The following is a 23,785-nucleotide window of genomic DNA, read 5'->3' on the forward strand; positions in this document are numbered from 1 at the left end:
CTTTCTATTCAATTTCCGCGATAATGGCGGTCACTGCGCCACTGTCGAGCAGTACATCCCGCACGGTCTCCGCCTGGTCGGGCAGAACCAGGGCGACCATGTTACCGCCCTTGCCGCTCCCGCATAATTTCGCGCCCAGGGCGCCGGCGGAACGTGCCGCAGCGACTAAATTGTCCAATTCGGGGCAGGAAACATCCAATTCGACTAATCGATCCTGATTCTCGTTCATCAAATGGCCAATTTGTTCGGGTGTGCCGTGCAGCAGTTCCTCACGCGCCTGACGGGCAATACGGCCAATGTCTTCCAAAATGGGAGTCACGATTTCCGGGCTGGTTTGCAGACGTTCGCGCACTTCAGCGACAACCTCACGCGTCAGCGAACGCACGCCTGTGTCGGCCACGATCAATGTAATGGGTTGGCCCAGCTTGAGATGTTCTACTACCCGGCCTTTGACGAAGTAAATCGGTTTTTGGTGCACGATGACAGTGTTGTCGATCCCGGAGGGGGTGCCGTGCTGGAGCTTTTCCATTTCGAAAGCCAGTTCATCGATGCGTTCATCTTCCAGGTGGAAGCCCAGGTATTGGCTGAAGCCGCGAATGAAGGCGGCTGCCAGCGCGGCGCTGGAACCCAGGCCGGAAGCAATGGGAATGGTGGAAGAGATGCTGATCTCTGTGGCGGGTATGTGACTTAACCCCAGAGATTGGCTTGTCAATTCCAAGGCTGCGCGGATGGGATGATCCGCGCTCATTTGGCTTAGCAGCTCTTCTGTGTGGGTGTTGGCATTGCGAATGTGCACTGTCCCGGCCGGCTGTTCCGGCAAACCTAGAAAACTGACCTGCAATGATATGGAGGGCAGGGGAACCGCTATCGCCGGATGGCCGTAAACAACGGCATGTTCGCCGAACAGGATGGTCTTTCCGGGTGATTTCGCGGTTATAGCGGGCATGATCTTGGAAATATCAGGTCAGGTAAAAGATTATCAAAACGCTTAATCCCCACAAAACCAGGGCAATTTGCAGCGGGTGATCCTTGATAACCAGTTCCTCGGGTGCTCCGCCGGTTTGTTTGACCTGGATCAGGTATAGATAGCGGAAAATGCCATAGACGACAAAGGGAATAGTCAGCATCATGGCATGGTTGCTGGGCAGGTTGGGGGCTGAAAAGGTGTACAGGCTGTAGGAAACAATGGTGGTGGCCGAGACAATCGTGATCAATTGGTCCAGGAATGCCAGTGTGTAACCATTAAATACCGTGCGGTGCTGGTTGGCCTCTTCGGCCAGTAGGTTGAGTTCGGCGCGGCGCTTGCCAAAACCGATGTAAAGTGCCAGTAGGGTGGTAACCACGTATAGCCAGGGCGAAAAGCGCTCGACTTCAATGAGGGAGACGCCCGCAGCCACACGCAGGACAAAACCGGCTGCAATGATCATCACATCCAAAATAGGGATATGTTTCAGCCATTTGGAGTAGGCCAGGTTCATGAACAGATAAATGGCGCAAATGTAGAAGAAATTGAAAGAGATCAAGCTGGCCCACAACAAGGAACCGGCTCCTAAAATAATTGCGAGTAAAATTGCGTTGGTCACACTGATGCGGCCGGAAGCGATGGCGCGGTTTTTCTTGACCGGGTGTTTTTGATCAGCGCTGATATCAAAAATATCGTTGAACACATACACGCTGCTGGAGAGAAAACAGAAAATGATGACGCCGGTCAATGTACTGCGTACAGCAGTCAGGTTGGTCAATTGCCGGTCGAAAACAAGGGCTGCTAAAACAAAAGCGTTTTTCAGCCATTGTTTTACCCTCAGGCTGGAGAAGATGTCTTTTAACATTTTTGAATATTATCATAAATGATTTAGAAAAACCTATCAAAACCTCTATGAAAAAAATACGTCTTGATGTCCTTTTAGTTGAACGCGGTTTAGCGGAAAGCCGCAGCCAGGCGCAAAAATTAACCATGGCCGGTGAGGTATTGGTTAATGGGCAATTGGCTTCCAAACCCGGACAAACCTTCGATGAGACGGCGGAAATTTCCCTGAAAGCCAAGCCGCCTTTTGTATCTCGCGGTGGAGAAAAACTACTCGGCGCTTTGGAAGCTTTTTCCCTCACGGATTTGTCCGGATGGACTTGCGTGGATGTAGGCGCTTCCACGGGCGGCTTTACGGATTGTATGCTGCAGCACGGCGCGAGCAAGGTTTACGCGGTGGATGTGGGCTACGGCCAGCTGCATGATAAGCTGCGCCGGGACGAACGCGTCATAGAGATGGAACGTACCAACGCGCGCGGCATTACCGGCTTTCCGGATGAGCCGGATTTGGTTACGGTGGACGCCTCCTTTATTTCTTTGAAAATCCTGCTGCCGGTCATCAGGAATTGGAACAAGACCCGCAACCAACGGGTTGTGGCATTGATCAAACCGCAATTTGAAGTCGGCAGGGATCAGGCCGCCAAAGGCAAGGGGGTGGTGCGCGACAGCCTCATCCACCGGGAAGTGGTGGATGATATCCGCGCGTTTGCCATCAGTCAGGGGTACACTGTGAACGGGGTGATTGAATCGCCGTTGACTGGCCCAAAAGGAAACAAGGAATTCCTGATTGATTTGTTTTTACCTGTGAACAAATAATCAGTTTTGGTTACAATTAGTACAGCTTATCAACCAACTTATCGTGTATACTAATCGATTGCTATGCTGACCAATCACATTCGAAATTTTTGTATTATTGCCCATGTTGACCACGGCAAATCCACGCTGGCTGATCGCCTGCTGCAAATTACCGGAACTGTGTCTGACCGTGATATGAAAGACCAGATTCTGGACAGTATGGATTTGGAACGTGAAAAAGGCGTCACCATTAAAGCGTCCGCTGTGCGGATGAATTATCACTATGGTGATGAAGATTTCGAATTAAACCTGATTGATACCCCCGGACACGTGGATTTCAATTATGAGGTCAGCCGGGCTTTGGCCGCCTGCGAAGGCGCTCTGCTGGTAGTGGATGCTACCCAGGGTATTGAGGCGCAGACGCTGGCCAACCTGTACCTGGCTTTGGAACTGGATTTAGTCATCATTCCCGTTCTCAATAAAATCGACCTGCCTTCCGCCATTCCCGACGAAATTGCCGCCGACCTGAGCAGCTTGTTAGGTGTACCGGTCGAGGATATGATTCGCGTTTCCGCCAAAGCGGGAACCAATGTGGAAAAGATCCTGCCGGCTATTGTGGAGAAAATTCCGCCGCCCCAGGGCGACAATCAGAACCCGCTGCAAGCATTGATATTTGACTCCCATTACGATTCCTACAAAGGTGTGATTGCCTACGTACGTGTCTTTGAAGGCCAGCTGAAATGCACCGACACGTTGCGTATGATGGCGAATACCACGGAATTCAAGCCGGTTGAGGTGGGTATTTTCAACCCCTTTATGCACAGCACGGAAAAATTGGAGGCGGGTGATGTGGGCTATATTGCCAGTGGTCTGAAGACAGTGCGCGATTGCCGTGTAGGCGACACGATTACGCAACTGAACAACCCGGCTCCCAAACAATTGCACGGATATAAAAACCCCAAGCCAATGGTTTTCGCCGGAATTTATCCGGTCGAAGGGGAAGATTATGATGATTTAAAAGAGGCATTGGAGAAACTCCAATTGAACGACGCTTCTTTGATTTATGAACCGGAAACTTCCCAGGCTTTAAATTTCGGTTTTCGCTGCGGATTTCTGGGATTATTCCACATGGAGATTATCCAGGAACGGTTGGAACGCGAATATAACCTGGATATTGTTCTAACCGCGCCTACGGTTGAATACGAGGTAATTCTCCGCAGCGGCAGCAGCACATTCATTGATTCACCGGTGGATTTACCGGATGAAGGTGAAATCGCGGACATTCGCGAACCCTGGATGGACTTGTGGATCATCACGCCTACGGATTATTATGGCTCCGTGATGGAGCTGGTTCGCAAGCGTAACGGAGTCTACGTTGAGCAGGAATATCCGGCGCCTAATCGCGTGCAGTTGAAATTTGAAGTTCCGTTGTCGGAAATTATAGTGAATTTCTTTGACGAACTGAAATCGCGAACACGCGGTTACGCCTCCATGGATTATCAGTTTAAAGAATACCGTTCCGGCCATTTGGTGAAACTGGAAGTCTTGATCAGCTCTGAACCGGTGGACGCGTTAGCTTCCATTGTGCATAAAGAACAGGCATATTCCAAGGGCCAAAAGCTGGTCAGCAAATTAAAACGGCTGATTCCCCAGCAGTTGTTTGAAGTATCCATTCAAGCCGCTTCGGAAGGACGCATCATATCGCGCGCAACGGTTAAAGCTTTGCGTAAGGATGTTTTATCAAAATGTTACGGCGGCGATATTTCGCGGAAAAAGAAACTGTTGGAGAAACAGAAAAAGGGTAAGAAACGCATGAAGATGGTCGGGAACATTGAAATCCCGCAGGAAGCATTCATGGCCGTATTGCAGCTGGAGGAAGATTGACATCGAACTCAACCAAGGGGAGAAATGTATTGCGCTGGCTGCCAGGTGTTCTGATCAGTGTAGCGGCAATTTACTTTCTTTCCAAGTACATCACTGTACAAGATCTGCTGAACGCAGTCAAATCGCTGACAATTGTAGATATCGCGGTGATCGTGTTATTAAACGTACTTTCCTTTATCGCTCGTTCAATGGGTTGGAAAAACCTGTTGGAGGGAATCAGCTTCAAGCAGGCATTCCTGGTGATCAATGAAGGGTACCTGTTCAATAACCTGATTCCACGTTCGGGCGAAATTGTCCGCATGCTGTTGGTGGGCGGTTTATCTAAAATTAGCGCTTTTCAAGCTGCTTCCAGCATTCTGGTGGAAAGATCGTTGGACGTTATCGTAGCGGCGGCTTTGTTCCTGTCCACGCTGCCGTTGGTGGTGGAAATGAACTGGATCAAGCCGATTGCCTGGGTTTTGTTCTGCCTTTTCCTGACAATGATTGTGGTGCTGATGTTGTTAGCGCGCCATGCGGATAAAGTCAAACAGCGTCTGGCGGATTCGAAGATTGATTCTGTCTTTCTGAAGGACAAAGTCTTCCCGAAAATCGGATCGGTGTTGGACGGCCTGGCAACCTTGAATGATCCGCTCAAATTTGCCCGCAGTGTCTTCTGGATTCTGATGTCATGGGTTTGCTGGATCTCCCTTTTATATTTCGGCATCACGCGCATTTCCAGCGGAACGGTACCATTATGGCAGGCTATCTTCACGCAGGGTGTGCTGGCGCTGGGCATTGCGGTGCCGTCCGCTCCGGCCAGCTTTGGCGTATATGAAGGCACCATGGTGGCGGCTTTGGCAGTATTCGGTTATGCAGAGAGTGCATCGCTTAGTATCGCACTGGTTCTGCATTTTACGCAAATTGTGGTTACATCGATTTTTGGCATTTACGGCTTAATGGTGCAGGGGCAATCCATTTCCGCACTCTTAGACCGCATCCGGTCGCGCAGGGGACAGACTTCCGGATAGCATACAGGAGCAACCCATGAGTAGAAACTATTTAATTACCGGTGGAGCAGGCTTCATTGGAAGCAATTATGCGCGCAGGCTGCTGCAGCGCGGTGAGCATGTGACTATTTTTGATAATCTCTCGCGGCATGGCGCTGCGGATAACTTGAAATGGGTGGAGCAGGAAGCCGGCGGGAAAGAATTCCGGTTTCTGCAAGGCGACGTGCGCGATTTGGAAGCTCTGCAAATCGCTGTTCAGGAACAGGATGTCATCGTTCATCTCGCCGCCCAGGTGGCAGTGACCACTTCGGTGGATGACCCGCGCACGGATTTTGAGATCAACGCTGGGGGTACCTTCAACGTCCTGGAAGCCGCCCGGCTGCACGGCCGCAAACCGATCATGGTTTACGCTTCCACGAACAAAGTCTATGGCGGTCTGGAAGATCTTGAAATTATCGAAGAACCCACCCGCTATAGCATCTGTCAATATCCGCAAGGCATTGATGAGTCGCGCGGCTTGGACTTTCATTCTCCTTACGGCTGCTCCAAAGGCACCGGCGACCAGTATATGCACGATTACGCTCGTATTTATGACATTCCCACGGTTGTTTTCCGCCAGAGCTGCATCTACGGCACGCGCCAATTCGGCGTCGAGGACCAGGGCTGGGTAGCCTGGTTCATCATTGCCATTCTGTTGGGTAAAATCCTCAAGATTTACGGCGACGGTAAACAGGTACGCGATTTGTTATTCGTCGAAGATTTGCTGGACGCATATGACGCAGCCATCGCTAACCCGCAGGTGAGTGCCGGGCAGGTTTACAACATCGGCGGCGGCGCGCAGAACGCTATTTCCATTTGGAAAGAGTTTGCTCCGCTGTTAGAAAAAGTGCACGGACAAACCATTCCAACCGAGCTGCATGGCTGGCGGCCAGGCGACCAGAAGGTGTACATCTCCGATATTTCCAAAATCAAACGCCAATTAAATTGGTCGCCGCGCACCAATGTTGAGACGGGTATAAAAACTCTGTACGATTGGGCCAGTAAAAATATAGCGCTTTTCGCATAGCATTATGAAGATTTTGATTGAATTGACGTATTACCGCCCTCATACCAGCGGGCTGACTATCTATGCCGAACGCTTAGCTACCGCGCTGGCAAAGCGCGGCCACCAGGTGACCATCCTGACGTCCCAATACGATAAAGCCCTGCCGCGTGAAGAGATGATGGATGGGGTGCGGGTGGTGCGTGTACCGGTACTGCTGCGTATCAGCAAGGGTGTGATAATGCCAACCCTGGGCATCACTGCCTCGCGTATGGTCAAAGAAAATGACGTGGTGCACCTGCACTTGCCCCAGTTTGACGCCGCGGGCTTTGCCTTTCGCGGACGGCAGCATAAAAAAGCCACAGTTATCACCTATCACTGCGATTTATTGATGCCAAAGGGGATCTTCAACTGGGTGGTCAATCAGGTGGTGCATCTGATGAACCGTATTGCGGCTTTTTATACTGACCGTATTGTTGCCTATACCCAGGATTACGCCGAGCATTCGCCTTACCTCAGCAGCTATACAGACAAGCTTGAGGTCATCAACCCGCCGGTAATCGTACCGGAAATTACAGCAGAAACAATCGAGCGTTTCCGGCAGGAACATAACCCGGATGATAATCACCCAGTGATTGGCATGGCAGCCCGTTTTGCTACTGAAAAAGGGGTTGAAGTGCTATTGAACGCCTCTGAAGAGATTCTGCGGGATTATCCCAAGGCAGAATTCTGGTTTGCGGGCCCTTACGAAAACATTATGGGCGAGCAGCATTATTTTGAACGCCTGCGTCCCAAAATTGAAGCGCTGCAGCAAGCCGGACATTGGAAGTTCCTGGGATTGCTTTCTCCGGAGGTCATGGCGGCTTTTTATCCCAACTTGGATATTTTGACCATTCCCAGCCTGAATTCGACCGAGTCCTTCGGCTTGGTGCAAATTGAGGCCATGATGAACGGCGTACCGGTGATCTCTTCCAATTTACCGGGCGTGCGCCAGCCGGTGCTGCGCCACCAAATGGGCCGCGTGATTCCGATCGGCGATTCAAGCGCTTTGGCGCAAGCTGTCAGGGAATTGGTGAAAGAGAAAAAATCTTACAGCGACCGCAGGGCAGCCATCCGCGAGATGTACGCGCCGGATACCATTGCACAAAAATACGAGGACCTTTTTAAACGCATCCAAACCGAAATTCAGTAGGGAGATCCTATGTTATTACCCGAAGCAGAAATTTACCCGGAACTTCTCCGCAAGCAACTCAACGAACTGCCTTACTTCCGTGCGTTTCTGCGTGCGATTGAGGCACGCTTCTACCAGGGATTGGAATTAGCCGAACCGGTATTTGATCTGGGAGCGGGGGATGGGCATTTCGCGGCCAGAACCTTTCAGAAAAAAATAGAAGTGGGCTTTGACCCGGCTTTCGTTTCCCTGCAGGAAGCGCAAAATTACGAAGCTTACAACCTGTTGGTGAACGGCCTGGGTGATCGCATTCCCTGTGCGGACGCTAGCTTTGCTACGGTAATCAGCAATTCCGTGTTGGAGCATATCCCGGATGTGGACGCGGTATTGCGTGAGGCGAACCGCATCCTGAAAACCGGTGGAACTTTAATCATCACAGTCCCCAACAGCAACTTTACCCAAAATTTAAGCGTTGCCCTTTTCCTGGATCGGTTGGGATGGAAAAGCGCCGCGCGAGCATACCGCACCTTTTTCAATAAGATTTCCCGGCATTATCATCCGGATGATGCCGCCATATGGCGTCGCAGATTGGAACAGGCCGGATTTGTGATAAAGAAAGAATGGAATTATTTTTCTCCAAGATCGTTAAAGTTATTGGAATGGGGCCACTATTTCGGACTGCCGAATTGGTTCCATAAAAAGGTGTTTGGGCGTTGGATACTGTTCCCGGATTTCTGGTTTGTGAAGCGCCGTTATCGCTGGTTGTACCGTTACTATCGAGAAGACCCGGCTGCTACGGACGGCGCTTACACCTTCCTTTTGGCGCAAAAAAGCTAAAATTAACTTGTCATCATGAATGAACCCAGTATTCTCGATTACCTGAAATCCCTCCTGCGGGGGGATCACTTTGACATCAAAGCGTACTTCGGTATTGAGCAAGACGGAGAAAAACCTAAGGCACCTGTTTCACAGATAGAAGTGAACAGCGAACGCATCCGCTGGCAGGTGATTTTAGGCGCGATTCTGGCCGTCATTGGACAATCATTCCTGGAACCGGCTCACCGTCAAATCCTACCGGCACTGGCCTTGTATCTGGCAGCCGGCGTATTCCTGTGGCTGGGATTCCGACGGGAAAGTTTGAATGAATTCGTTAAAGCCAATGGTTCGTTTGGGCAAGCCTTTTCCAGCGATATGCACCTGCTTTATTTCTCTATTTCCATGGGGCTGTTGGTGGCGGCTTTCCTGCTACTCAAGGACAATACGTTTACACTGCTAAACGTCAGTGTTTGGCTGGCATCCATTGTATTTTTCGTATTGTCGATATGGGAAAAGGAAGAATATCCAAAAAGGAAGACGCAAAGAATTTCCTTTATCTTCCTGTTTGCGTTGGTATTGGCAGTATCAGCCTTTTACCGGTTTTACCGCCTCAACCAGGTACCCGGAGAGATGTTCAGCGACCACGCCGAGAAATTGCTGGACGTGATGGATGTCTTGAACGGCAAGACTTCTATTTACTTCCCCCGCAATACCGGCCGGGAAGCTTTTCAGTTTTATATGACCGCGGCCATTATCAGACTATTTCACACCGGCATCAGTTTCCTGAGCCTGAAGCTGGGCACGACTTTCTGCGGGTTGGTTACGCTCCCGTTCATTTATTTACTGGGAAAGCAATTGACCAATAAATGGATCGGGTTGCTGGCTATGTTAATGGCCGGCATGGCATACTGGCCGAATGTGATTTCACGGGTGGCACTGCGTTACACGCTTTACCCGCTGTTCACCGCGCCGATGATGTATTTCCTCTTCCGCGGATTAAGCCGCAGAAGCCGCAACGACCTGATTATCAGCGGCCTGCTGTTGGGCTTGGGGCTGCACGGTTACAGCCCGGTGCGCGTTCTGCCCATCTATGTGGTGCTGGTGTTCGTGATTTATTGGCTGCATACCCGGCCAAAAAAGAACCGCTGGAATGACGTGTGGGTGCTGGGCTTGCTGGCATTTAGCGCTTTCATCGTATTCCTGCCGTTGTTTCGCTATTTCCTGGAGAATCCCGAGCTGGTCAGCTACCGGGCGTTATCTCGCATGACTTCGCTGGAACAACCGCTGGAAGGTTCTACCGGATTGATTTTTCTGGGAAATTTATGGAAATCCCTGGTTATGTTCTTCTATGACAACGGCCAAATATGGGTGCATTCTATCCCGCACCGGCCGGCGCTGGACATGGCCACGGCCGCTTTCTTCTTCGTTGGAATTATCTATGAGGTGAAGAAATACCTGGCGAATCACCAATGGGAAGACCTGGCGCTGCTACTTGCCATTCCAATGCTAATGCTGCCTTCCATTATGTCGCTGGCGTTTCCGAATGAGAACCCATCATTGAACCGCAGCGGCGGGGCCATCGTGCCGGTGTTCATTATCACAGCCATCGGTTTTTACCAATGCGCGAAAGGATTGTTCAACAGTACGGAACCGGCTTTGAGCCGAATAATCCTGGGAGCCTTTCTGGCACTATCCTTATTATGCAGTGGTTATCAGAATTATGATTTGGTTTTCAACCAGTATGATAAAGAGTTCATGGATGGCGCCTGGAACACTTCAGAAATCGGGGAAGTCATCAAAGATTTCATCGCGCAGGGCAATCCCTACGAAAATGCGCATGTGGTGCCGTATCCGTATTGGGTGGACACCCGCCTGGTGGGTATCAACGCAGGCGTGCCCTGGAAGGATTATGCCCTATGGGCGGAAGATTTCGAAAGTACATTAAATACCCCCGGCAACCAGCTATTCATCCTTAAACCAGAGGATACCGACAGCCTGGAATTGCTGCAAATGCTGTATCCGGATGGAAAAGAAGAGATTTTCTATTCGAAAACAATTGGCAAGAACTTTATAATTTACTCAATAACGCAAAGCGGATAGATAGACAATGAATATGACCAAAGCGCAAACAAAAATGGGACAGCTGGCTGCATCGAAAGGCTTGCACCTGATCATGCTTATCGCAGTCCTGGCCCTGGGCGCCTATCTGCGTTTTACGGGGATAGAATGGGATCAGGATTTCCACTTGCACCCGGATGAACGTTTTCTGACTATGGTGGAGAATTCGCTTACCCCCGTGGATAGTCTGAGGGAATATTTCGATACCAGCAGTTCTACGCTCAATCCGCATAACGTACGCGACGTAAACGGCAACCAGATATATCCCTTGTTTGTATATGGCGACTTGCCGATCGTGATTGTGCGTTATGCCGGCGAATGGTTCAACATGAGCGGGTATGGCAAGATTTACATCCTGGGCCGTATCCTTTCCGGTTTATTCGATTTGGGTACTGTTTTGGTGGTTTACTTCATTGGCAAACGGCTGTTCGGTAAGTTTTGGCCGAGCTGGCTGGCGGCATTGTTGTATGCCTGCTCTGCGCTGCCCATCCAGATATCGCATTACTTTATTGTCGATAATTTCACCACTTTCTTTGCCATGTTGGCTTTCCTTGCAGCAGTGATTGTACTGAAGAGGGAGGAGACGCTGTCTTCGCTGGTGCGGCCATCCAACCTGTGGCAGTGGTTGAAGTTGAACTGGCCCGATTTAGCGCCTTATGTCGCATTCGGTGTCATGTTGGGTTTAGCCGGCGCTTCCAAGATCAATGCGTTGGCGATTGCTCTTCTGCTGCCGTTGGCAGTTTTTCTGAAAGATTCCAAAGGATTTTTACGGTCTTCATCTTCCGCTTGGACCCGCCGCTTCCATTTTATGTTAGTCGCAGCGGTCGTTTCTTTTCTGACTTTTCGCATTTTTCAACCGTATGCCTTCCAGGGGCCCGGTTTCTTTGGTCTCGCAATAAATAAAGAATGGATCTCTGACCTGCAGGAATTAAGCGTGCTCAGTTCCGGCATCAGCAACTACCCGCCGTCCATGCAGTGGGCGCGGCGTTCAGTTTGGTTCCCACTGAAGAACCTGACAATTTGGGGTATTGGCCTTCCCATGGCTATTTTTGCAGTCGGTGGATTGCTTTGGATGGGTTGGAAAATTGTCAAAGGAGAATGGCGCGAGTATTCGCTGATTTGGTTCTGGACGGTTTTCTATACCACTTTCCAGGCCGTACGTTGGAACCCAACCATGCGCTATTTTCTGCTGGTTTACCCGGTTTTGGCAGTTGTGGCTGCCTGGTGTTTATGGCAGGCATATATTCAATTGGATCAGAACGGATGGTTTGCTGCCCGTAGAAAACTGACGGGCGTTTTCAAAACTATCGCAGCGATTGTATTGATTGCCGGAACGGTGTGTTGGGCTTTGGCGTTCATTCAGATTTACCACAAACCCATGACGCGTATCGCGGCCAGCGAGTGGATTTACGACAACATCGAAGGCGCCATCAACTTGCAGTTGAGCGACGATACGGGTTATTTTATCCAGGCGCTGCCTTACTCGCACGCGTTCGCGCTCGAACCGGGCGGTGAAATCCGCGTGCGTTTCCAACCGCAGGAGGATAGTTCTCTTTCGGCGATCAATTTCGAACACATCATCACCACGGTTTACACGGAAACCCTGCATCTGCTGCCGGTCTCCATTCGGGATTTAGGTACGGGAGAGGTACTGGTTGAAAGCAACCTTAGCGACAGCTTTTTACAGGATAATGATTCGCGCGGCCGCGAATTCAACATTGTGTTGGATGAAGACGTACCGCTTTTTGCGGGGAAAACCTATGAATTAGTGGCAGCTTTGCCAGAGGAAAGTGACACCGGCTTGAATTTGTTTGGCTCGATTGGCTTGAATTTAACCAATGATGCGGGTGAATCCCTGCGCCAGGCGGTCTTTGAAGCTGCGCCGGCTTTGACCGATGGCGAGCCATATGCGTTTTCTTTTACGGCCAAACGCGATAGTGAGCTTTCTGCAATCGAACTGTACCGCGTACTGGACATGGAAACGGCCGGTACTGCTATCGGCATTCAAGTGGCTGTAACCGACCAGAACAGCGGCGCTGTGTTGGCTAAAGGCATAGTATTCGGCGACTTCACCGGCGGGGAGGATTACCGCGGTAGCAACACGCTGATCCAGCTAAACCAAGCGCTTGAGTTGAAGGAAGGGCAATCTTACGGCCTGACAATTCGCGTTGAAGGGGCAGATGCCAGAGTCCTGGTGGCTGGCAGCCAACCGGCCAAGGAATCCGATTGGGATGATACCCTGCCTCTGTATATGTATGGGCTCAATCCCTTTGATAACTTTGACGGGGTTTATCAATCCGATCTGAATTTCCAGATGTATTGGGATGATAACGAAGAAAAACGCCAACGCTTTATTTCCATTCTGGATCAAGCCGACTACATCATCATTACTTCCAACCGGCAATGGGGCAGCGTTACCCAACTGCCGGAGCAGTATCCTTTAACAACGCTTTTCTATAAGGCATTGATTGGTTGTGCTACTGAGGATGTGCAGTATTGTTATCGGGTAGCTCAACCGGGCATGATGGCCGGTGAGTTGGGTTACGAGCTGGAAGCAGTTTACCAATCCAATCCGGAGATTTTCGGAATTGATTTCAACTCGCAGTTTGCCGAAGAAGCTTTCACCGTCTATGATCACCCCAAGGTAATGGTCTTCAAGAAGACCGCCGGCTTTGATCTGAATGCCGCAGTGGATACGCTTTACCGGGTGGACCTGGACAAAATCCAGTCAATGACTCCGGAAGACGCCGAGAAGTACAAGGGCGATCTGATGTTGAGCGATGAGCAGTTCGCGCGCATGCAAAGTAAAGGAACTTGGTCCGCGTTATTCGATTATGAAGCGCTCCAGAATAAATATCCTTTCCTGGGTGTACTGGTCTGGTATTTGACCATCACCTTGTTGGGTTGGATTTTCTACCCCAGCGGGCGTATTATCTTCAAAGGGCTAGCTGATAAGGGTTTCCCGCTGCTAAAACTGACGGGATTGATCATATGGGCGCTGGGTGTTTGGTGGTTGGGTTCGGCGGGTGTGTCCGTCACGCGTTGGACTGTCCTGGCAGTGCTGTCCGGTTTGTTGTTACTCAATCTTTGGCTGGGTTGGCGCAACCGCGCGGAAATCCTGACGGAGATTAAACAGAACCGTAAGCTTTTCCTGACCGTCGAACTGGCCGCGTTGGCATTCTTCGCGTACTTCCTGCTAATCCGCATGGGGAACCCGGATTTATGGCATCCTTACAAGGGCGGCGAAAAGCCCATGGACTTTTCTTACTTCAACGCGGTATTGAAAAGCGATACATTTCCGCCTTATGATCCCTGGTACGCAGGCGGTTACATTAATTACTATTATTACGGTTTTGTGCTGGCGGCTATGCCGGTTAAACTGCTCGGCATTGTGCCCTCGATTGCATATAACCTGATCCTGCCCACTTTCTTCTCATTCACTGCTATGGCAGCTTTTTGCTTTGGTTGGAACCTGTTCCCCAGCTTGGGCAAACCCGCGGGGGAGGGTGAGCCACAAAGCTTAACTTTCTGGCAGCGCGTGTTTGGCGGTCCGTTGGGGCTGGCGCTGACTTCGGCATTCTTTGTGTTGATAGTGGGCAACCTGGGAACCATCCAAATGATCTTTCAGGGCTTTCAAAAGATTGCCACGGCCGGTATTACCCTGACAACCGGCAGCGTGTTCGAACGCCTGGCCTGGTTCTTTGAAGGCATCCGCCTGTATTTCACAGGGCATAGATTTACTTACTATCCGGGCGACTGGTACTGGATCCCCAGCCGTACCATTCCGGGCGAACCCATCACGGAATTTCCCTATTTCACATTCCTGTATGGTGATCCGCACGCGCACATGTTCGCATACCCCATTACCATTCTGGTGCTATGCTGGCTGCAAGCGCTGCTTAAAAATCATCTAAGTAACCGGAAGATTGGATACGCATTTTTACAACTGGCGGCTGGCGCGTTGTTTATTGGAACGCTGAAACCGACTAATACCTGGGATTATCCCGTCTTTCTGTTTATAGCCGTCCTGGTACTGGGCTACGTACTGTTCCGCTACGCGTCTCTGCCGGATAAGTTTTTCCCATACCTGCATGATGGCTTGCGCAGGGTAATGTGGTTTTTCCTGATTGAAGCGCTCTTTATCGGCGCTACTTACCTGTTCTATTATCCCTTCACGTATTGGTTCGGGCAGGCCTATTCCGCTGTGAATATTTGGGAGGGCGACCGTACCCCCATCAGTTCCTATCTGACCCATTGGGGCATGTTTATTTTTCTCATCTATAGTTTTGCCATCCGGGAGATGCACGAATGGCTGGCTATTACACCTGTTTCGGCGCTAAAGCCGGTTTATGAGCGGCGTAATTGGATCACCGCAGCCGTGGTTTTGATCATCGGAGCAGTCCTGGTGCTGGCGTTCAGCGGCGTGAAAGTGGTGCTGGTGATTGCGCCGGCGGTATTGCTGCTGGTTTTGTTATTCTTCCGGCCCAATTACGACGAAAGCACCCGGTTGGTTATTCTGGTAACGCTGGCTGGGCTGGGTTTGACCTTGATGGTTGAATTGATTGCCATTCGCGGGGATATCGGGCGCATGAACACCGTCTTTAAATTCTACCTGCAGGCTTGGACGTTCCTTTCCCTTAGCGCGGCGTTCTTCCTTTACAAACTGGTTCCGCACGTTATAAAGCAATGGCATCCCAACAACAGTATTATCTGGCAGGTAATGCTTGGCCTGCTGCTCTTTTCCACTACACTTTTCCCGGTACTGGCCAGCGCAGATAAGATCACCGATCGCATCAGCGATGCCACCCCGCTTACACTGGATGGCATGGATTACATGAAGTACTCCACCTATTTCGAGAACGACACGACCATGGACTTGTCGCAGGATTATGCCGGTATCCGCTGGATGCAGGAGAATATCCAGGGATCTCCGGTTATTTTGGAAGCGAATGTGAGTGAATACCTTTGGGGAAATCGCTATACAATTTATACAGGCCTGCCCGGCGTGATTGGCTGGAACTGGCACCAGCGCCAGCAGCGCGCGATTAACTCGAGCGACTGGGTGTACGAACGTATCAATGATGTCAATGAGTTTTACCAAACCGATAATATGGATCGCTGCGAAGAGATAATTAATCGGTATGATATCCGTTATATTGTGGTTGGCCAACTGGAACGTTCACTTTTTACCAAGGATCAACTTGCGAAATTCGAAGAGCAGGAAGGCCGGCTTTGGAACAAAGTGTTCAGTTACCAGCAGACCGCAATTTATCAGGTGATTGAGTAGAAAGTTATGATTGATTTCTTGTTGTGGTACGTGTTCATAGCAATTTTAGGATGGCTGGCATTTCCGTTGTGTGCCGCGATTTTCAAACACGCCTTTGACCGGGGCTTTTCGGTTGCGAAAGTGGTCGGACTGCTATTGTGGGGGTATCTGTTTTGGCTGGGAAACCTGAGCGGGCTGCTGGCGAATAACCGCGTCGGTGTGGTCTGCGCGATTTTGCTGCTGGTGGTTGCGGCATCTTTGATGGTTAAACGGTTCGGGGTAGACCATTCCCGTAATTGGTTAAAAGAAAATCGGCGCATGCTGATTTTTCAGGAAACAGTCTTTTTCATTGCTTTTCTGGTTTGGGCTGTCGTGCGGGGCACCAACCCGGAGATTGTGGGTACGGAAAAGCCCATGGAACTGGCTTTTATTAACGGCATCTATCAATCACCAACTTTCCCACCCAATGATCCCTGGCTTTCAGGCTATGCCATTTCCTACTACTACTTCGGCTATTTGATCGTAGCCGCATTGATGCACCTGCTGGGCACAACCTCCGGAACGGCTTTCAACCTGGCTATTGCCATGACTTTCGCATTAACCGCCTCGACTTCATCCGGCTTGCTGGTCAATCTATTGATCCAAAAAGCACAAGACTTGGGGCAGGTGATTGACCGAAAAAAGCTGCGGCAAATTCTGTTGGTCTCGCTGTTGGCGCCTTTGTTTATCCTAATAGTCAGCAATGGCGAAGGATTTTTAGAGATGCTGCATTCCCGCGGTATTTTCTGGCAGGAGCAGGCGGACGGCAGGACTGCTTCCGGTTTCTGGCAGTGGCTGGACATCCAGGATTTAACCCAGGCTCCCAGCCTGCCCCTGGATTGGAAACCCAGCCGCATGGGTGGGGCGTGGTGGTGGCGCGCTTCGCGTGTGCTGCAGGATTACACCATTACTGGGCAATCCCGCGAAATCATCGATGAGTTCCCGTTCTTCTCTTATCTGTTGGCCGATCTGCATCCGCATGTGTTGGCCATGCCCTACGTCTTGCTGGCGCTTTACGCTGCCTTTTATGTGCTGCGCTTTTCGGTTGCCAACGGAAGCAAAGAGGCTCAACTGCTAGTCTATTTCAAAAATCCCATGTTGTGGTTTCTGGCGCTGACTACCGGCAGCCTGTTGTTCTTGAATACCTGGGATTTTCCGATTTACTTCGGACTAATCTGTTTAGCTTTTGTTGTTCCTGTCTTAAACCTGGAAGGTTGGGGCAGGGCAAGTTGGATAAAGTTTTTCAGCTTTGCCGTTACATTCGGTGTGGCATGCATATTCCTCTATTTTCCCTTCCTGGTCAGTCTATCCTCGCAGGCGGGCGGATTATTGCCCAGCCTGGTGTTCCACACACGGGCGGTACATTTTTTGGTGATGTTCTTCCCGCAAGTCATGATACTGTTGGCATGGCTGATTTCCAAAGTCCGTAAGAATTTCCCCTGGCGAAAATGGCTGAATACTTTTCTAGTGGGTTTAATCATCTGCCTGGTGCTACTTGTTTTGGCGTTGATGATTCCTACGCTGGCTCAAATTGGACCACAATTATTATCCGCTTTGGGAAACGGGAAGGCTGAGGATATTCAATTATTGCTCTCTGCCAACCAAAGCTTATTAGGCGTGTATGACGCGCAGTCCAACGGCCAACTGATTACCCTTACCATCCAGAAATTCTTCACCCAACCGGTATTGGTATTAGGGCTGCTATTGACGATTACCCTTATCTGGACGTACCTTTTCAATCAACCTGAGGAAAAACCGGCTGAAGGAGAAATAGGGCAACCGGCACAGCGTTCTTCAGAGTGTTTTGTCTTTCTGGTTATCCTGATGGGTGCGCTGCTGGCGATATTTCCGGAATTCTTCTATTTACGCGACCAATTTGGCTGGCGTATGAATACCATTTTTAAATTCTATTTTCAGGTATGGATGTTGTGGTCGCTGGCTGCGGCATATGCAGTAAGCGGGCTGATTTTCCTGAAATCTGGCCGGAGCAAGGGATTGTTGACAAGCGCTGCTGTACTGGTTATCGGTGTTGGACTGGTATATCCGGCATTTGGTATCCTGGACAAGACCAATTCCTTCCGGAATATTGAATGGTCGCTGGATGGGAACCTGTATTATGCCCAATCCAACTCGCTGGATATGCAGGCTATTGAATACCTGGATACATTGCCATACGGAAATGTAGCGGAGGCCGTTGGCGGTAGTTACAGCAGCTATGGGCGGGTATCCAAACTGAGCGGTTATCCGGCGGTATTGGGATGGCTGGGGCATGAATTACAATGGCGCGGCGGCGGAACAGAAATGGGCAGCCGAGAAAGCGATATAAAAATATTGTACGAAACCGATGATTGGGAGACGGCCAGACAAATTCTGTCAGATTATGATATCCGTTATGTCTTCATCGGCAGCATGGAGCGCAGCCTTTATCAGGTTCGTGAAAGCAAGTTTGCCAACCACATGAAGGAAGAATTCAGCAACCAGGATGCTGTCATATATTCCTGGGCGGAAGTGAGTTTAGATGGAGAATAATCAGACATTACCGAAATTGCAGATGAAGCATCTTGTTTACCTGGGAATCTTCCTGCTTGCTCTGGGTTTACGTTTGTTTGCTGCCGGACGGTTGGCTATTACCCAGCCTGAAGCCGATATTCTGCTGAGACTTACGCGAGATGGAATAGCTTCCAGCAGCCGCGGTTCACTTTTATATCAACTACTGACCCTGCCGCTGATGGACCTATTCGGCAGCGGGCGCCTGGTTGTGCGTCTTTGGTTGATATTCGCCGGTGCATTGCTGACCCTGACGCCGCTGCTGTTTGAGGATTGGATAGGTGAAAGACCGGCACTGATTTTATCGACCCTGTTTGCCTTGGATCCGTTTGGCAGTGCAGCTTCCTTACAACTTAATAGCAGCTTGCTGACCTTTTGTACCTTACTTGTTAGCCTGGGTCTATTCCATCGTGGTAAATATTTTTCAGGAGTCTTGGTCTTCCTGGCTTTCATGTTTTCCGGAAGAGCAGTCCTTTATCCGCTTGGCTTGGGGTTGATCTTCGCATTGGTTTTATATCTGCAAGAAGAAACAACCTCGATAAAGAAATTATTCCTGGCAATCCGGCAATCCATTCGGGAAAATATCCGTACAATACTGATTGTGCTGGCCGGACTGGTATTGGTCTTGTTCCTCTTACAAATACCGTTATCCGACAGCCTGAATGATATATTTGCCATGTTCGCAAACTGGGGGCAGCCCTATGCTTTAGGCAATAGTCCGCAGTTATTTCCCATTGCTTTGGTCAGTTATGTTCCGCTGGGTATTCTCTGTTTATTCTTTCCGACTCATTCCGCGGAAGGCCGAAAACATTTCCCCTACCTAATCCTGATTAGTTTGTTGGCCCTGATTTTGGTTACCGTAAATCCCGGACATCAAGTCCTTGATCTGGTTTGGGTCAGCAGCCTGTTGTGGGTGATAGCGGCGATTAATTTGAGTGCGTTGGCGGATCAATTAAAAGCCTATCTCAGTTCCGTGAAAATAAAGATCTATACCCTCATCGTAGTTTGCCTGTTGGTCAGCCTCTCATTGACTGTGGTAATGTTGATTTATCAGATCCAATATGGGTTGGATCTGGTGGGCAACCTGCTTTCGACAATTTCGCTTCTTGCGATGATTGCCATGGTAGTGCTGTTCATGGCATATAACGATACTGTCCCGCTGGCCCTGACGGCACTGCGCTGCGGTTTAATTTTAGTGTTTCTGGTTTTCCAAATTGCCTTCTCCTGGCGTTCGCTGGGATTGAACGGCAATCCGGCCGGAGAGATCTTGTGGGATGGGTATTTTGAAGGCGCGCAGACGGTTGAAGATATTATCTGGAATGCCAATCTGGACAGAACTGGCAGCGGTTTGGATATGTCAGTCGGATTTATCAATCCATCCAACAGCGCGGTTGAGTGGGAAATTTCCCAAAAGTTCAAGGTGGAGGAATTAGAATCAGTGACAACTGATCAACATTTGGCTGTTCTGATTACAGATTCCCGTGATGGACTGAACAGCGGCAGCGCGGATGGATATTATGGCCAGGATTTCAATGCTTCCAGCTATCCCTTGTGGATTTGGCAGCCGGTCAAGAGCCTTTCCGATATGGATTACTGGTTCTGGTTGATTTTCAGGCAGGGACAAATGATGCGAGAAACCAATTTCGTTTGGGTTAATAAGACGTTATTTACAAATACTTTTTGAGAGCGAGTAATTAATTTGGCAACAGCAAAGAACATAGCAATTGATGGGCCGGTGGCCTCCGGAAAAACCAGCGTAGGTTTAAGCCTGGCGGATCGTTTGGGGTATTTGTTTCTGGATACGGGTGTGATGTACCGGGCGGCTGCCTGGGCTGCGGTAGAAGCCGGTTTGGATATTGATGATGAACAAGCAGTCTCTGATCTAACTGCGAAGATCAAGATTGAAATCATGAAACCCAGCGCGGCGGATGGCCGCAGCAATGATATTTTTGTTGACGGGCAGGACGTTACCTGGGAAATTCGCAAGGATTACGTCAATAACAATGTTTCTCAGATTTCCACTTATAAGCAGGTCAGAAAGGTATTGACCGAGCAGCAGCGTCTATTCGGACAAAGGGGCAGTGTGGTCATGGTGGGGCGCGATATCGGCACAGTGGTACTTCCGGATGCGGATCTGAAAGTCTTCCTTATCGCTTCCGTGGAGGAAAGAGCCCGGCGCCGGTATAACGAAGATAAGCAGCGGAAAGGTAGCGCAGACTACCAGCAAATTCTGGATAACATGATCCAACGCGATAAGACTGATTCTTCCCGCGCGGTCGCGCCTTTAGTAGCTGCGAAAGACGCTGTTGAGATTGTCACGGATGGCAAGAGCAAGGATGAAGTTGTCGAAGAAATCTACCAATTAGCGCTGAAGAAGGGATAATATGTGCGATACGGCTGTTGCCCTGGGAAACGTGACCAAAGACCATCAAGTTTACTTTGCCAAGAATTCCGACCGGGATGTCAATGAAGCTCAATACCTCGAAATAGTCGAGGCTGCGGATTATGCTGCCGGTGAAAAGGTTCAGTGCACGTATATCGAAATTCCCCAGGCGGCGCATACGTATCGTGTTTTACTCTCCAAACCTTACTGGATGTGGGGCGCGGAGATGGGAGTCAATGAAAAGGGCGTGGCTATCGGGAATGAGGCGGTATTCACCAGGTTAAAGCCGGGAAAAGAACCCGGCTTGATAGGAATGGATATCCTGCGCCTGGCACTGGAACGCTGTGCCAGCGCTGAAGAGGCCTTGCACATTATCATCGGTTTATTACAGGATTTCGGACAGAGCGGAAATTGCAGTGTCGATCATGCTTTGTACTACCACAATAGCTTTCTGATGGCCGATCGTACCAATGCCTGGGTGCTGGAAACAGCCGGAGAGCAGTGGGCGGCCAGGAAGGTCAAGGATTTCTATACCATATCCAACAAAATCACCATTGGAGCGGAATGGGACCTGGCTTCTGACGATTTAGTGCGGATAGCCATTGACAAGGGTTGGTGCAAGGGCAGGGATGATTTTCATTTCGCCAATTGTTATTCCGATACGATATATTCAAATTTCAGCCAGGCAGCTAAACGCCGCAGTTGTTCATATGCGTACCTCAACGATCATGCCGGTGAAATCGATGGTTTCTCCATGCTGGATATGCTGCGTACGCATCATACCGGCCAATCCCATTGGGGCACCGATCGTTCCCTGACGGAATGGACAGTCTGTGTGCACAAAGGCTTTGGCCCGGTGCGGGCCAGTCAAAGTGTGGCTTCGTTGGTCTGCCGTTTGAGCGAAGCGGGGGATCTTCACCTGGCTACGGGCACCTCGGCGCCATGTTTGAGTTTGTTTAAGCCCATCTGGATAGAAACGGGATTGCCGGAAAACATCGGGATAAAACCGGGCGGGCAATATGACGCCAATTCCATTTGGTGGCAGCATGAGCTGCTGCACCGTGAAGTCCTGAAAGATTTTTATACCCGTTCGCGTATGATCCGACCCGGGCGTGACGACTTTGAACGCAAATGGATGGAAACTGCACTGCAGAATACAAAGTCTTCCAAACAGGAAAAGAAGGAAATTTCCGATCAGGCTTTCCATGAAGCGGCAGCCTTAACGCAAGATTGGACCGAACAAGTCAGGTTGCAGAAAATCACGAGGAAAAACGCCCCATATTATGATTATGAGTGGCATAAATATAACGGCAAGGCGAAATTCCCGGTATAAAATGAAGTATAAGTGAGCAGGTAGTGCCAAAGAAAACCAACAGTGCGTTTGATATTGATACAGTCAAAGATCCCGAATTAAGGGGTTATTTACAGCATTTAACCAATTCCCTGAATCGACAAAATCAAGAACTCAAAGCGCTGACACTGAAAGATAAAATTCTGGATGGCTTTTTTCACGCGGATAGTCTCCAACAATGTCTGGACGTGGCTGTTCGAGAATATAAAATGCCCGGTTGCAGCAGTTTACGGGTTTTAGTGCACCAACGCGGGCCTTTTAATGTTCTGCGGCAGATCAAGTCCATTCACGGTGATTATTCGCAGGGTTATGCTTACCTCGATGAACAAATCATTGATCAATTGCGGGATAAAGACCAGCTAGTCATCAACGATACTTCCAAAATTCACTCAATAAAATTCACGCCGGAGCAGCCATACCCCAGAGCAATTGGAGCATTTCGGTTTTTGACATCCGATGCGATGGACGGCTATCTTTGGATTTCCTTTGAGGCGATCAAGGAATTCACTACATATGAATTGGAAAAGTTAACTCAGTTTGGTAATATTCTGGAGTTGATTTGCGCTAACTTTGGCCGGGCAACCACAAAAAGAGATAGCGCAGTGGTTTTTGAAAAAATGCTGGCTATGGTCAATGTACCTGTTGTTCTGTTAGGTGAGAATAAAAAAGTTTTATATGCCAACCCTATCGCGGAGAAAATCTTTAACGGCGCGGTCGAAAGTATCGGTCAGAACGCAACTGTCCTTAACTGGCTGGGATTGCCTGAGAGAAATATCCAGGCGGAAATCGATATCGATGACCGGCATTACCAGATCACAGGGGAAAAACTAGAGGAGACGGCATTCCCTGATGCAGCCATACTCTTTTTAGAAGATGATACTGTCTTCAATCGCAAACAAGCTTATTTAACATTGATGATGGATACCATCAACCACGATTTCCGCGGATCGCTGATCAATATGCAGGGTTTTTCAAAATTACTGGGCATGGTAGGTGAGCTAAACCCCAAGCAAAGTGAATACCTGCAATTAATTCAGGATGGCATTGATGAGATTGCCGCGGTGACAACCGATTTACTGGATGTGAACCGCATGGTTCAGGAAGGTGGATTAAAGGTCCAGGAATGCACCCCCGGCGAGTTGGTGGAGAAAGCCTTGACTTTAATTCAAGCGGAAGCCAGGCAAAAACAAGTGACTTTTGGAAAACAAATGACTTCGGAGAATCAGGTCATTCTGGTGGACAGAGTCATGGTAATTTCTGCTTTATATCATCTCCTGAAACAATCGATTCAGAATTCCCATCTAGGTGGCAGCGTTTTGGTAGGGGAGAAGTTGGATGGGAATAAGTGGATAATAAGCATCCAGGATGCGGGCCGGGGAATTTCCCAAATTGATATTGAAAATTTGGCAACAAATCACTTCGCAGACAAAAATTCCCCCGGTTTATCGTTGGTCTATCGGATTGCGCGCTTTCATCAGGGGGATTTGATGGTTGAAAGCGAATTAGGCAAAGGTACGAAATATATATTACAATTACTTTGTTGTGATTAGATATAAAATCAGGCGGGAATTTTATACAATTAA

The 23,785-nt window shown here is 49.5% G+C and carries 15 protein-coding genes; 13 read left to right on the plus strand and 2 right to left on the minus strand.

Going from position 1 to position 23,785, the window contains the following annotated elements; translation table 11 throughout:
• Positions 1 to 4 precede the first annotated feature (4 nt).
• The gene (gene mvk, locus Pelsub_RS08100; RefSeq protein ID WP_116224230.1) at positions 5 to 946 is read right to left on the minus strand and encodes a mevalonate kinase; all 942 of its coding nucleotides are present in this window, start codon (positions 944 to 946) and stop codon (positions 5 to 7) included.
• A gap of 13 nt (positions 947 to 959) precedes the next feature.
• Positions 960 to 1,829 carry a decaprenyl-phosphate phosphoribosyltransferase gene (locus Pelsub_RS08105; protein WP_116224229.1) on the minus strand — a complete coding sequence of 290 codons (870 nt, stop codon included), beginning with the start codon at positions 1,827 to 1,829 and terminating at the stop codon, positions 960 to 962.
• A 47-nt stretch (positions 1,830 to 1,876) separates the two neighbouring features.
• Between Pelsub_RS08105 and Pelsub_RS08110 the strand changes: the two genes are divergently transcribed.
• From Pelsub_RS08110 to Pelsub_RS08170, 13 genes are all read left to right on the plus strand, one after another.
• Entirely contained in the window at positions 1,877 to 2,620 is a 744-nt protein-coding gene (locus tag Pelsub_RS08110; RefSeq protein WP_116225010.1) for a TlyA family RNA methyltransferase, read from the plus strand.
• Positions 2,621 to 2,683: 63 nt separating this feature from the next.
• Positions 2,684 to 4,483 carry a translation elongation factor 4 gene (gene lepA / locus Pelsub_RS08115; RefSeq protein ID WP_174233253.1) on the plus strand — a complete coding sequence of 600 codons (1,800 nt, stop codon included), beginning with the start codon at positions 2,684 to 2,686 and terminating at the stop codon, positions 4,481 to 4,483.
• Entirely contained in the window at positions 4,480 to 5,490 is a 1,011-nt protein-coding gene (locus Pelsub_RS08120; RefSeq protein ID WP_158675041.1) for a lysylphosphatidylglycerol synthase transmembrane domain-containing protein, read from the plus strand. The genes lepA and Pelsub_RS08120 overlap by 4 nt, the downstream gene beginning before the upstream one ends.
• 16 nt (positions 5,491 to 5,506) lie before the next feature.
• On the plus strand, positions 5,507 to 6,535 hold the full coding sequence (locus Pelsub_RS08125; RefSeq protein WP_116224226.1) for an SDR family NAD(P)-dependent oxidoreductase: 1,029 nt from the start codon (positions 5,507 to 5,509) through the stop codon (positions 6,533 to 6,535).
• Between the two features lie 4 nt (positions 6,536 to 6,539).
• Complete coding sequence (locus tag Pelsub_RS08130) at positions 6,540 to 7,703, plus strand: glycosyltransferase family 4 protein (RefSeq protein WP_116224225.1); 1,164 nt, start codon at positions 6,540 to 6,542, stop codon at positions 7,701 to 7,703.
• Between the two features lie 9 nt (positions 7,704 to 7,712).
• On the plus strand, positions 7,713 to 8,519 hold the full coding sequence (locus Pelsub_RS08135) for a class I SAM-dependent methyltransferase (protein WP_116224224.1): 807 nt from the start codon (positions 7,713 to 7,715) through the stop codon (positions 8,517 to 8,519).
• 15 nt (positions 8,520 to 8,534) lie between these two features.
• Positions 8,535 to 10,598: an ArnT family glycosyltransferase gene (locus Pelsub_RS08140; protein ID WP_116224223.1), complete on the plus strand. Its 2,064-nt coding sequence runs from the start codon at positions 8,535 to 8,537 to the stop codon at positions 10,596 to 10,598.
• 7 nt (positions 10,599 to 10,605) lie between these two features.
• Positions 10,606 to 15,903, plus strand: coding sequence for a DUF2298 domain-containing protein (locus tag Pelsub_RS08145; RefSeq protein ID WP_116224222.1), 5,298 nt, complete (start codon positions 10,606 to 10,608; stop codon positions 15,901 to 15,903).
• A gap of 6 nt (positions 15,904 to 15,909) precedes the next feature.
• Entirely contained in the window at positions 15,910 to 18,450 is a 2,541-nt protein-coding gene (locus Pelsub_RS08150) for a DUF2298 domain-containing protein (protein WP_116224221.1), read from the plus strand.
• Complete coding sequence (locus Pelsub_RS08155) at positions 18,440 to 20,152, plus strand: hypothetical protein (protein ID WP_116224220.1); 1,713 nt, start codon at positions 18,440 to 18,442, stop codon at positions 20,150 to 20,152. Before Pelsub_RS08150 ends, Pelsub_RS08155 begins: the two co-directional genes overlap by 11 nt.
• A 15-nt stretch (positions 20,153 to 20,167) precedes the next feature.
• The gene (gene cmk / locus Pelsub_RS08160; RefSeq protein WP_116224219.1) at positions 20,168 to 20,851 is read left to right on the plus strand and encodes a (d)CMP kinase; all 684 of its coding nucleotides are present in this window, start codon (positions 20,168 to 20,170) and stop codon (positions 20,849 to 20,851) included.
• A gap of 1 nt (position 20,852) precedes the next feature.
• Positions 20,853 to 22,184 carry a C69 family dipeptidase gene (locus Pelsub_RS08165; protein ID WP_116224218.1) on the plus strand — a complete coding sequence of 444 codons (1,332 nt, stop codon included), beginning with the start codon at positions 20,853 to 20,855 and terminating at the stop codon, positions 22,182 to 22,184.
• 23 nt (positions 22,185 to 22,207) lie between these two features.
• A complete protein-coding gene (locus tag Pelsub_RS08170) occupies positions 22,208 to 23,752 on the plus strand; it encodes a sensor histidine kinase (protein ID WP_116224217.1) in 1,545 nt (514 codons plus the stop codon).
• The last annotated feature ends 33 nt before the right edge of the window (positions 23,753 to 23,785 follow it).

The sequence above is a fragment of the Pelolinea submarina genome (assembly GCF_003966975.1).
GTDB lineage: Bacteria > Chloroflexota > Anaerolineae > Anaerolineales > Anaerolineaceae > Pelolinea > Pelolinea submarina.